The organism is Argonema galeatum A003/A1 (assembly GCF_023333595.1).
GTDB lineage: Bacteria > Cyanobacteriota > Cyanobacteriia > Cyanobacteriales > Aerosakkonemataceae > Argonema > Argonema galeatum.
The window spans coordinates 123,545-133,964 of the sequence record NZ_JAIQZM010000017.1 but is presented as its reverse complement, the minus strand read 5'-3'; the positions used below and the strand labels follow the sequence as shown (position 1 = coordinate 133,964).

The 10,420-nt window shown below is 46.0% G+C and carries 12 protein-coding genes; 6 read left to right on the top strand and 6 right to left on the bottom strand.

From position 1 onward, the window contains the following. The first annotated feature begins 384 nt into the window (after positions 1-384). Entirely contained in the window at positions 385-726 is a 342-nt protein-coding gene (locus LAY41_RS18520; protein WP_249101182.1) for a DUF6883 domain-containing protein, read from the top strand. Positions 727-728: 2 nt separating this feature from the next. Further along, complete coding sequence (locus LAY41_RS18515; protein WP_249101180.1) at positions 729-1,154, top strand: DUF2281 domain-containing protein; 426 nt, start codon at positions 729-731, stop codon at positions 1,152-1,154. Positions 1,155-1,671: 517 nt separating this feature from the next. On the opposite strand, the gene LAY41_RS18510 is transcribed toward LAY41_RS18515, so the two are convergent. Both LAY41_RS18510 and dnaK read right to left on the bottom strand, forming a co-directional pair. Further along, positions 1,672-2,670, bottom strand: coding sequence for a DnaJ C-terminal domain-containing protein (locus LAY41_RS18510; protein WP_249101176.1), 999 nt, complete (start codon positions 2,668-2,670; stop codon positions 1,672-1,674). Between the two features lie 211 nt (positions 2,671-2,881). Next, positions 2,882-4,924, bottom strand: a complete 2,043-nt coding sequence (dnaK, locus tag LAY41_RS18505; RefSeq protein ID WP_249101173.1) for a molecular chaperone DnaK — start codon at positions 4,922-4,924, stop codon at positions 2,882-2,884. A 28-nt stretch (positions 4,925-4,952) separates the two neighbouring features. Here dnaK and LAY41_RS18500 point away from each other — a divergent pair, with 28 nt between their 5' ends. The 4 genes from LAY41_RS18500 to LAY41_RS18490 all read left to right on the top strand — a co-directional run bounded on the left by LAY41_RS18500 (position 4,953) and on the right by LAY41_RS18490 (position 6,751). Beyond that, positions 4,953-5,195 (top strand): hypothetical protein, encoded by a 243-nt coding sequence (locus tag LAY41_RS18500; RefSeq protein ID WP_249101170.1) that lies wholly within the window; start codon positions 4,953-4,955, stop codon positions 5,193-5,195. Beyond that, a complete protein-coding gene (locus LAY41_RS18495) occupies positions 5,170-5,643 on the top strand; it encodes an Rpn family recombination-promoting nuclease/putative transposase (RefSeq protein ID WP_338023015.1) in 474 nt (157 codons plus the stop codon). Before LAY41_RS18500 ends, LAY41_RS18495 begins: the two co-directional genes overlap by 26 nt. Before the next feature lie 16 nt (positions 5,644-5,659). Further along, a complete protein-coding gene (locus LAY41_RS32635; RefSeq protein WP_338023014.1) occupies positions 5,660-5,899 on the top strand; it encodes a hypothetical protein in 240 nt (79 codons plus the stop codon). Positions 5,900-6,418: 519 nt separating this feature from the next. Further along, a complete protein-coding gene (locus tag LAY41_RS18490; RefSeq protein WP_249101167.1) occupies positions 6,419-6,751 on the top strand; it encodes a helix-turn-helix domain-containing protein in 333 nt (110 codons plus the stop codon). Positions 6,752-7,008: 257 nt separating this feature from the next. Here the strand turns inward: LAY41_RS18490 and LAY41_RS32345 are convergent, their stop codons facing one another. The 4 genes from LAY41_RS32345 to LAY41_RS18480 all read right to left on the bottom strand — a co-directional run bounded on the left by LAY41_RS32345 (position 7,009) and on the right by LAY41_RS18480 (position 10,344). After that, a complete protein-coding gene (locus tag LAY41_RS32345; RefSeq protein ID WP_275974238.1) occupies positions 7,009-7,134 on the bottom strand; it encodes a hypothetical protein in 126 nt (41 codons plus the stop codon). A gap of 49 nt (positions 7,135-7,183) precedes the next feature. Further along, on the bottom strand, positions 7,184-7,315 hold the full coding sequence (locus LAY41_RS32340) for a hypothetical protein (RefSeq protein ID WP_275974237.1): 132 nt from the start codon (positions 7,313-7,315) through the stop codon (positions 7,184-7,186). A gap of 55 nt (positions 7,316-7,370) precedes the next feature. Further along, positions 7,371-8,393, bottom strand: coding sequence for an acetylserotonin O-methyltransferase (locus tag LAY41_RS18485; RefSeq protein ID WP_249101166.1), 1,023 nt, complete (start codon positions 8,391-8,393; stop codon positions 7,371-7,373). Positions 8,394-8,631: 238 nt separating this feature from the next. Beyond that, positions 8,632-10,344 carry an arylsulfatase gene (locus LAY41_RS18480; protein WP_249101163.1) on the bottom strand — a complete coding sequence of 571 codons (1,713 nt, stop codon included), beginning with the start codon at positions 10,342-10,344 and terminating at the stop codon, positions 8,632-8,634. Positions 10,345-10,420 lie beyond the last annotated feature (76 nt).

Here is a 10,420-nt window from a genome sequence, read left to right as displayed (position 1 = left end):
TTGCGGAATTAATCTTAACTCAAAACCGAAACGTTAATTCCGCAATGCTTCGCCCCTACATAATCTTGTAGCCCGAAAAGAGTAACGCAATTCCCACAAGGTAATAATATCATGTCCGGTAGCATCGGTTCTATAAAAAATTCCCACTCTTATCTGCGTTCATCTGCGTTCATCCGTCTTCATCTGCGGTTAAATTTAACCAATGATTCCCACAGATAATGCCGATGTAACCGGACATGATATAAGCCCTGATGAATAGAATTTGCGACTACACAAACGAAATTCGGTTGGTACGCGGACTATAGAAACAGAGTAGTGCGATCGCGTTGTGCTATCATAAAATCCAAAACTTAAAAGCGCATAACTTTCCCCTATGCAGCATCTATGACCCTAGCGAGTCGCCTAGAATTTCCTCTGAGTAAAGCGCAATACCTCTTCAACCGTGCCAGTCAACCCGGAGAAGGAGGCGACAAACAAAATTTCTGGCGTTCAGAACTGGGTTTCGAGTCGCCAGAAGCCATACAAGATGCCATTTTAGCAGCCGTATCGGTGGAGATGCTGCAACCCCAAGATACTAATGAATATGGGGAACGTTTCCGCGCTTACGTCCGAATTACCAGACCCAACGGCATATCACGACGAATTCGCACCGTCTGGATTATCCTATTTAATGAAGATATCGCTCGGTTTGTCACAGCAGTCCCCGATAGATTAGGAGGGTTATAAATATGCGTTTTCAAATTTTTGATTCGGTAAAACTTACAGAAGAAATCCCACTCACTGATGGGGGAACAGCGGCAATAGGAACAATAGGAGCAATTGTTGAGGTCTTTAAAAATGGCGAAGCCTACATGGTAGAACTATTTGGGGATTGGGTGAAATATGACGCACAGGAAAATTTTGTACCAGCAACCCCAGAAGAACCGAAATCTTTTGTAGAAACAATTGGTGTTGAAACCGTTTATTGCCACCAATTGCAACTCTATAAACCCGCCAGCGAGACAGTAGGATTGCAGACGCACTTGCAGAGCATTTTAGATGAACTTCCAGAAGTAAAATTAGCGGAAGTACGAGATTTTGCTGAATTCTTGCGTGAAAAAGAACAACAAACGAGTAAGCGTAAAATCGAGGATAATTCCTCAAATCAACAATAAAAATACCCCATTCACACCCTCACCCTCACAGGCTTAATATTCAACTAGCTTAGTGCCTATTCTCCGTCTCTTCAGAATATAGCGTTTTCCAATGAGTCCTGAACACATATTTAATAGTGAATGTTGGGTTACGACGCGGGAAAAGACGTATCTGTGAGCATTATTAAGTTAATTACCGCGTCGTAACCCAACCTACCATTGTTTACATCTCAAATGGAAAGACTATAGTCTGCTAAAGTTTAGCCAATATCCCGATCGCCTTCCGCCTCCAAATATTCAAAATTAGGATATTCAAAAATAGGAGAATAGGTTTTTGCCTGTTCTTGTTCCCTGAAATAATCGCTAAGTAACCCTCGTAGAGACGTTGCATGCAACGTCTCTACATTCTTTGAAAGGAGATGTCTATTAAATTGACTGTAAAATTTAGCTGCGTAGCAGCTTATAAGCCTCTGGGTTGGGCATCGGTAGGCATCTAAGGTACTCACTCCACACACTGTATCATCAGAATCTTTTATCTTTACACTGGTAAATCGGCGCGGGGGTTAAACGTTTCAATCTGCCGCAATTTTTCGTACAGTTCCAGTTCTCGCGGACTGGGATTTTTGGGAACAACTATTTGAATTTCCACTAACTGATCGCCCCGTTCGTCATCATCCCCAGGATATCCTTTATTGGCAAGACGCAATCTTTGTCCAGATTTAACTCCTGGTGGAATTGTCATTTTAACTCGACCATCCAGGGTTGGCACTTGTACTTGTCCTCCCAAGACTGCTTCGCTGGGGGTAATTGGTACGTGGCAGAGAATATCCGAACCTTCTAGTTGGTAAAAGGGATGAGACAATACTGTAATTATTAGGTAAAGGTCGCCTCCCTCGACGCCTTGATTTTTAAGACGGATGCGCTGATCGGTGACCATGCCACCTGGCATATTAACTTCTAGCGATCGCCCATCTTCTAGGCGAATGCGTTCCAAACCTCCAGTATAAGCTTTTTCTAAGGGTAATGTCAGTCGCGCTTCTATATCTTTACGATTGGCACGAGCAGAAATTGTATATGTCGTCTTCGTACTACCGGGACGGAAGGCATCGGCTGAGATCCCCTTACTGCTACTGGAAGGAGGCGCTGCTGTTGCCACCCGGCTTTCTTTGCGGCGTCCCAGCAGTTGATCGACAAAGTTGTTAAAGTCGCCAAACTGACTGAAATCGAAATCTTGCGTGCTAGTGCGATCGCCATTAGTGCGATTATCCCAGGTTTTAGGCTGGCGAACATTTCTGTTGAGGAACCCTCTCCTGTTCCAGAAGTTGCTGAACTGATCGTACTGCGATCGCCTACTCGGATCGGAGAGAACTTCGTAAGCCTCACCAATATCTTTAAATTTCTCCTCGGCAGCTTTGTTTCCCGGATTCAGATCCGGGTGATACTGTCTGGCTAACCGCCGATATACCTTCTTAATTTCCTCCGCCGAGGCATCTCTAGCAATGCCCAGAATCTCGTAGTAATCCCGAAAATTTTGCATACTTATTTGTCAATACTCAACAGTCAAGAGTCAAAAGTCAATAGTCAAAAGTCCTTGATTAGTTTCTAATGACTAATAGACATCTCCAGAAATTAAAGGTGCGTTACCTGTAACCCTTGTAGAGACGTTGCATGCAACGTCTCTACATTCTTTGAAAGGAGATGTCCGATGACTAAAGACTAATGACCAATGACTAATGACCTTTGACCAATTACAACCAATCATCATCATCGTCATCCCAATCTTTACTTTCGGAAACTTTGCTCGGCTTACCATAGCCTATGCTCTCAGAATCATTGCGGCGAGAAGACTGACCTTTTCCCGCGCCGGAGTAAGGGCGATCGTTATCGCGACTGGGGTAGTATGGGCGTTCTTCCTCGCGATCGTCTCCTGAGAAGGCCCGACGAATTGACCCAAAGAAGTCATCTTCTTCCTCACTAAAGCGCAGGCGTATTTCCCGTTGCAACTCGTAAAGGGCGTCTTGCAGGTCTGCCTGGGCGCGATCGATCCCGCGATCGTCATTTTTGGCCAAATAGTCGCGCAGTTCCTTGCTCACGCTTTCAATGCGATAGCGGTATTCGTTGGCAAACTGCATCCCAAAATCGAGCGATACTTCTCGGAGTTGTCGTTCCGCTTGAGTAATGAGAGATTCGGCGCGGTTGCGTTTCTCAATGCGTTCTCGCTTTAATCGATCGGCATCAGCATATTCTTCCGCATCCTGCAACATCCGGGCCACCTCATCCTGGCTTAAGGTAGAGGCTCCTTGGATCGTGATACTCTGTTCCCGACCCGTGCTTTTATCTTGAGCTGTTACCTGCAAAATACCGTTGGCATCAATATCAAAAGATACCTGAATTTGGGGTATTCCTCGCGGCGAAGGGGGAATGCCAAACAGCTTAAACCGTCCCAGCGATTTATTATCCGCCGCCATTTCCCGTTCGCCTTGAAGTACGTGAATTTCTACCAAAGTTTGATTGTTTTCTCCAGTAGAAAAGATATCGGAACGGCGCACTGGAATTGTGGTATTGCGGGGAATGATTTTTTTCATCACGCTGCCGATCGTTTCCAGTCCCAGAGACAGAGGAGTTACATCCAATAGCAGCACATCTTTGAGTTCTCCCGCCAAAATACCGGCCTGAATTGCCGCACCTACAGCAACCACTTCATCGGCGTTGATATTTTGATTTGGTTCTTTGTCAATCAAACTGCGAACCAGCTGTTCCACCATCGGCATCCGCGTCCCACCGCCGACTAATACCACTTCATCAATTTGAGCCGGATTTAGGCTGGCATCGGAAAGAGCGCGTTTGACGGGACGGCGAAGTTTGCTGACTAAATCTGTGCAGAGACTTTCAAATTGGGAACGAGTCAGAGTGGTTTCCAGGTGTACTGGGCCTTCTTGCGTAGCGGTGATAAATGGTAAGTTAATGTCCGTGACGGTAACGCCCGAAAGCTCAATTTTAGCTTTTTCGGAGGCTTCGAGGAGGCGTTGGAGAGCTTGGCGATCGCGCCTTAAATCCACACCTTCCTTTTCCAGAAACCCCTCTGCCAACCAGTCAACTATTTTCTTATCAAAATCATTACCGCCCAGTTGAGTATCGCCGCTAGTCGCTTTGACTTCAAAAACTCCATCTCCCACTTCCAGGATAGATACGTCAAACGTACCGCCCCCCAAGTCAAATACTAAGATAGTCTGAGTTTCGCGGCGATCGAGTCCATAAGCCAAAGCCGCCGCCGTTGGCTCATTCAAAATTCGCTTCACGTCTAGCCCAGCAATTTGCCCCGCATCCCGCGTTGCCTGTCGCTGAGAATCGTTGAAATAGGCCGGAACCGTAATTACGGCCCCCGTCACCTTTTCCCCCAGGTAGCGACTCGCCTCGTCTGCCAACTTCCGCAGCACCATTGCCGAGATTTCTTCCGGGGCAAATTCTTTGTTCAGGCGGGGACACTTGATTTTTATGCTGTTGTTTTCGTCTTTGCGAATGTTATATGGCACTCGCTTTGACTCTGGATTGACTTCTGCATAATTGCGCCCAATCAACCGCTTGACCGCATAAAACGTATTCTGCGGGTCGAGGACTGCTTGCCGCCGCGCCATTTGTCCGACGATGCGTTCCCCTTCTTTGTTGAAACCAACCACGGAGGGAGTTATCCGCATACCTTCGGCATTGGCAATAACAACCGGCTTGCCACCCTCCATGACGGCTACTACTGAGTTAGTTGTCCCCAGGTCAATGCCGACTATTTTGCCCATGCGTCTGTGTTCTCCTCGCGTGTCTTAGTTGAGAACTGTTGCTGGATTTATTGTATCTTGCCAATGGCCGATGCACGGAAGTGGGGAGTGGGAGAGTGGGGGAGTGGGGGAGTGGGAGAGTGGGGGAGTGGGAGAGTGGGAGAGTGGGGGAGTGGGGGAGTGGGGGAGTGGGGGAGTGGGAGAGTGGGAGAAGATCGATCGTTTAACAGGTGTAAGATTTTGGCATCTGGCTATGGCATCTGCCGATGATAGACCACGATCGACTGTTTAAGGAACTGCTTACTACTTTCTTTCCCGACTTTATAGACTTATTTTTCCCGGATGTGGCGGCGTATCTGGATCGGGACACGCTGACATTTCTGGACAAGGAAATTTTTACCGATGTTACCGCTGGGGAAGAATACGAAGCCGATTTAGTGGCGAAAGTGCGCTTTCGGGGCGAAGAATCCTTTTTCCTGATTCATACCGAACATCAATCGGAAGCGCGGGGCAACTTCAGCAGGCGGATGTTTCGTTATTTTGCCCGTTTGTACGAGAAACACGCTCTGCCAGGTTATCCGATCGCCTTATTTTCCTACGATGTGCCACAACGTCAAGAGCCAACTTCCCATCGGGTTGATTTTCCCGATTTTAAGGTGCTGGAGTTCAATTACCGGGTAATTCAGCTAAATCGCCTCAATTGGCGCGATTTAGCTGAATTACCCAAATCCAGTAGCTAGTGCGCTGATGGCAAAAATGAAGATAGCGCCGAGCGATCGGCCCAGAGTGAAATTGGAATGTCTGCGCTTGATGGCTACTTTAAAGCTCGATCGAGCGCGAATGCGTTTGATTTCCGGGTTTGTTGACACTTATCTGCGCTTGAATGCAGAGGAGGAAACGCTTTTCCGAACTGAGATTAATACAATTGAACCATCTGAGGGAGAGGGGTGTGGTCAAAACCCGTTGGTAGAAGAGGAGCGGGCGAGCCACCACTGATTTTTGGTTATAAATATAATAAAAATCAGAATTATATTCATCACAATTGTGGCCACAGAAGATTTACTCCTGTGGCCACAATTGTGTACGCTGGTTCTGTGGACAGCCATTGAAGAGTGACTACCACACGGAGGTGAAAAATTTTCGGGCCAAAAACTGAGAAATATGGCAATGTCTGTTCATATTGTCGTTTTCAGGACACGGCCATGAAACAAGATTACAATCATCTTATCTCTCAACTAGCCACCCAGTTATTCTCGGCCATTGCGGAGTCGGAATCGGAATAATCTTATCGTCTTCGATATTTGCCGGATTAACTATCGGAATACCATCGGAAATATAGTCAGATTTGTGCAAAAGCGATCCAAATAGTCCAGTAAAAACTTTGCCGCCAATTTCACTTACAGCGCTTTGCGCTGTTATGAGGTACAATAAAATATCATTTTGTAGCCAAAGCTAATGAAAGCATATTCACTTGAGTTCCGAAAAAGAATAGTGGTAGCACATTTGGTAGAAAAGATGTCAATCAGGAAAGTAGCCACCAATTTTGCTGTCAGTAAAAGTTTAGTCCAAAAACTGGTAAACCAACAAAGAACAGAGGGAAATCTACAGCCCAAACAGACGGGAAAGCCACAATTTAGTTACCTGACTTCTGCTTCCGCAGAAGTCAAAGCATTAGTAGCAGCTCATCCAGATGCCACAATAGCCGAGTTATGTGAATTATTTGCACTTAAAACGGGAAATTGGGTGAGTAAATCGGCAATGTGTCGCTGTTTGCAAAAATTAGGGTTAAATCGGAAAAAAAAACTTGGTATAGTAGCCAAGCGGCGACAGAAAGAGTCCAAAAATTGAGAGTCGAGTATTGGTAAAAAATCAAACATATCGAGCCAGAAAATCTCGTATTTTTGGATGAAACAGGCATTCTACTAGGGTTGACCAGAACTCATGCTCGTTCATATCCAGGCACAAGAGTAACCGAACTAAAACCATTTTATCGAGCCGCTAAGGTGACAGCTATTGGCGCAGTTAGTATAAACACAAAGTGCTGGCATTGATGACAATGAATGACTTAATCTGTAGGTGCTAGCGTCATTTGTTTATCTCCTTACTCATCGAACATCATTTAAGGCTTCTTCGTAGGTGTCACCTTCACCCACTACAATCCCCTGAATTCCCAATGGATAAGCAACATAGCCGTCAGAGTGCTTTTCTACAATGATTTTGATGTTTTTCATAGTCAACTCTCCCAAATTACTTCTAAAACCCAAAGCAAGCCAATACAGCCTATCGACCGCATAACATTCCCCCAATTCCAGCTAAAATTTCTGCACTCTCTGCGTCCAGTGCCGCGATCTCATCCATGATTTCTTGCGGCTCTCGTAGTGCAGATTCCTCTTCCTTATTCGGATTCTTCACCTTTCTCCCCCTATCCCCCCCAGAATTGGGGGAGAAAGTTTTTGCGTAAGTCCTGTTAAATAGGAACCAATTCCATCACACTACAGGGAGTTTCCATTGTCAAAATCCGTTGCAACTGAAAACCTGCTTTCTCAAACAGTTCTCTAAATTCGCTCTCAGTGCGCGGGCCTCCATAGCTTATGGTCAGCTCATCCAAGTCTACCCATTTTATCCAACTATATTCATCACCAGGAGGAACAATAGAATCGATCGCCAGCAGCTTACCATTTTTTGCTATGGCATTGCGGATATTGTTGAGGATTTTTATCAGACTATCATCATCCCAGTCAATGAAAATGAAGGATAAAGTATAAATATCGCCCCCAGTCGGTACAGATTCAAACATATCTCCTCCGACTCTTTCACAGCGATCGATCACCCCTTCCTTTTCTAGAAACTCGGCTGCTTCAACAACAGTTTGTGGCATATCAAAGAGAACGCCTTTCAGGTGCGGGTTTGCTTTGAGAATCGCCGATATTAGCGATCCTCTGCCACCAGCGACATCTACAACTTTGCTATTATCGGAAAAGTCATAAGATTTGATGAACGGCGCGTGAAAGTTTCTAGCAGCAGCCAACATTGTCCGATCGAACAGCGCCTGAGACTCAGGATTTTTTACTAAATATTCCCAATAGCTATTTACTTGATAAAGGTGATGTATAGCAGGTTTACCATCTTTGACAGCGCGAAACATCTCCCCTGTGCTTCGCCAATGCCAGTCGTCGCAGTGCATCAAAACTTGGTCGCGGAAGGAATAAGGATTATCGCTGCGAAGATATTCAGCAATTGGGGTAAGTGCGAACTGATATGGCTCAACTTCGGTAAACACACCAACACTAGCGAGGCAGCGAAGCACTCGGTATAGTGAAGGAGCGTGACTGTTGGTAGCTTGCGCGAGTTCATCAACACTCTTGGATTCTGTCGTCAACAAATCGGCAATACCCAGTTTGGCGGCAATGTTTAGCGCTTGGGTAAGCCAAAGCTTACTTGTCAGTTCGACAAAAGCCATCATTGGTGATTTGGTTTGGGGGTTACTCACGATCTTCACTTCTTGTGTGGGTATGAGATGTTTCGTTTCTTAAAGACATTAGTCATTAGTTATTAATCATTAGTCATTAGTCAAGATCGAAACTAAGGACTCTTGACTAATGACTTTTTTCTCCCTTCGATCCGATCGGCAGCTAGTGCAGTGCGGCAGAAATAACTCACCAGGAAAGAAGTAGTTAAATGCCTGACACTCAAAGGATTTTTGACTTTTGACTTCCGCGTAGCGGCAGCTAGAGTCCCAGGTCAAACACTTGGTCTTCGTTATCAGAACGATAGACAACACCCTTATCCTTTTCGTATTGCTTGTACAAAGCAATCATTTTTTTTAACTGGTCTGGATTCTTTTTGGACAAGTCAACTAATTCTCTGGGGTCTTGTGTAATGTTAAACAACTTCCACTGATTATCCCCATAGGGCTTGTTGATTTTGCTAACTTTCCAGTCTCCCAGGAACAAAGCCCTGTTCCCATCGCCGAACAGCTCGAAACCTATAGGATCGTTATCACCGTAGATGCGAGTAGCTGTACCTTCCAATAAAGGACGCAGAGAACGCCCTTGGAGAGGAATAATGGGATTACCTTGATAACTGGTTCCTGGATGCTGAGCCCCAGCGTAATCCAAGAACGTGGGCATCATGTCCATCACGGAAGCAAACGCAGCACTTTTGGTTCCCTGCTTAATAGCACCAGGGTGGTAGAAAATGGCTGGTATGCGAATACCGCCTTCATAAACTCTTCCCTTGAAACCAAAGAAGGGAGTTGCACTCGTGTCGGCCCAACCCGCGCCGTAGCTGACGAAGGAGTTAGTATTTCCTATGTTTTCATAGCGGTTGTCGATTTTCTCCTTTTTAAACCAGTCCTCAAATTCCTTATGTCCCTTGGCAAAATTGTGAGCCGCCGCACCATTGTCGGAGATAAATACGAAGATGGTATTCTCGTACTCGCCGATACTCTTCAAGTGAGCAATTAGTCGGCCAATATTGCCATCCAGGTTGTCAACCATCCCTGCATATATAGCCATCAGCTTGGAATTGTACCGCCGCTGTTCGGGGGTGAGGCTATTCCAGGCAGGAACTCCAGCTGCTCTGGCGGGAAATTGTAGATTATTGGGAATGATGCCAAGTTGCTTCTGGCGTTGGAAACGCTGTTCGCGAATGCGATCCCAGCCAATATCATACTTGCCCATATACTTCTTAATGTATTGCTGGGGAGCCTGCAAGGGATCGTGGGGCGAGGTGTAGGCAGCATAAATGAAGAAGGGTTTGCCATCTCCACGATTCTGATTGATATTCTCTATGAGCTTGTTGGTATAAAAATCGGCGGAGAAAAAGTTTTGGGGTAGGTTGACATTTTTACCGTTGTTATTGTATGTCGCTACGGGTTTTCCTGGGCTGTATCCCCTTTGGTTAAGATGATTCGCGGCACCGTCGATCAAGGCAAATGATTGCTCAAAGCCTCTAGCTGCGGGGACATGGGCTGCATCGTGACCCAGGTGCCACTTGCCGATCATATAGGTGTGATAGCCAGCATCTTTTAATACTGTGGCGACACTTACAACCCGATCGTTAAGTTGGCCTTCATATCCCGGCTTACCCTTCTGACGATCGGTTAAATCCTCACCCATACTACCAAGACCAGCTTGGTGGTTATCCACTCCGCTCAGCAGCATAGAGCGGCTAGGGGAGCAAGCAGCCCCACCGTAGAATCTGGTCAGCTTCATGCCGCCCTTTGCTAAGGTATCTATGTTCGGAGTGGGAATCTCACTCCCAAACGCACCCACATCGGAATAGCCCATATCATCGGCCATCAGTAGCACAATATTCGGCCCTTTCTTTTTGGCAGTTTCGGTTTGGGCTGGCGAGCTTTTTCTCGCAATTGAACAGGCTATCAAGGAAAAGGAGGAGAAAGCTACTAGCAGGATAAATTTTGAAACTCGGTTCTTCATAGGGTAATCTCTCTTTTTGCTCCTAATAAGAGGGGATTTGATTAGTTCAACTTGACAACTGCTGACCCTTTGGCCT

Bases quoted from the DNA above. Each gene is read 5' to 3' on its own strand.
- LAY41_RS18520 (WP_249101182.1), top strand. From the start codon at position 385: ATGACCCTAGCGAGTCGCCTAGAATTTCCTCTGAGTAAAGCGCAATAC.
- LAY41_RS18515 (WP_249101180.1), top strand. From the start codon at position 729: ATGCGTTTTCAAATTTTTGATTCGGTAAAACTTACAGAAGAAATCCCA.
- LAY41_RS18510 (WP_249101176.1), bottom strand. From the start codon at position 2,670: ATGCAAAATTTTCGGGATTACTACGAGATTCTGGGCATTGCTAGAGAT.
- dnaK (WP_249101173.1), bottom strand. From the start codon at position 4,924: ATGGGCAAAATAGTCGGCATTGACCTGGGGACAACTAACTCAGTAGTA.
- LAY41_RS18495 (WP_338023015.1), top strand. From the start codon at position 5,170: ATGATAGACCACGATCGACTGTTTAAGGAACTGCTTACTACTTTCTTT.
- LAY41_RS32635 (WP_338023014.1), top strand. From the start codon at position 5,660: ATGAAGATAGCGCCGAGCGATCGGCCCAGAGTGAAATTGGAATGTCTG.
- LAY41_RS18490 (WP_249101167.1), top strand. From the start codon at position 6,419: ATGTCAATCAGGAAAGTAGCCACCAATTTTGCTGTCAGTAAAAGTTTA.
- LAY41_RS32345 (WP_275974238.1), bottom strand. From the start codon at position 7,134: ATGAAAAACATCAAAATCATTGTAGAAAAGCACTCTGACGGCTATGTT.
- LAY41_RS18480 (WP_249101163.1), bottom strand. From the start codon at position 10,344: ATGAAGAACCGAGTTTCAAAATTTATCCTGCTAGTAGCTTTCTCCTCC.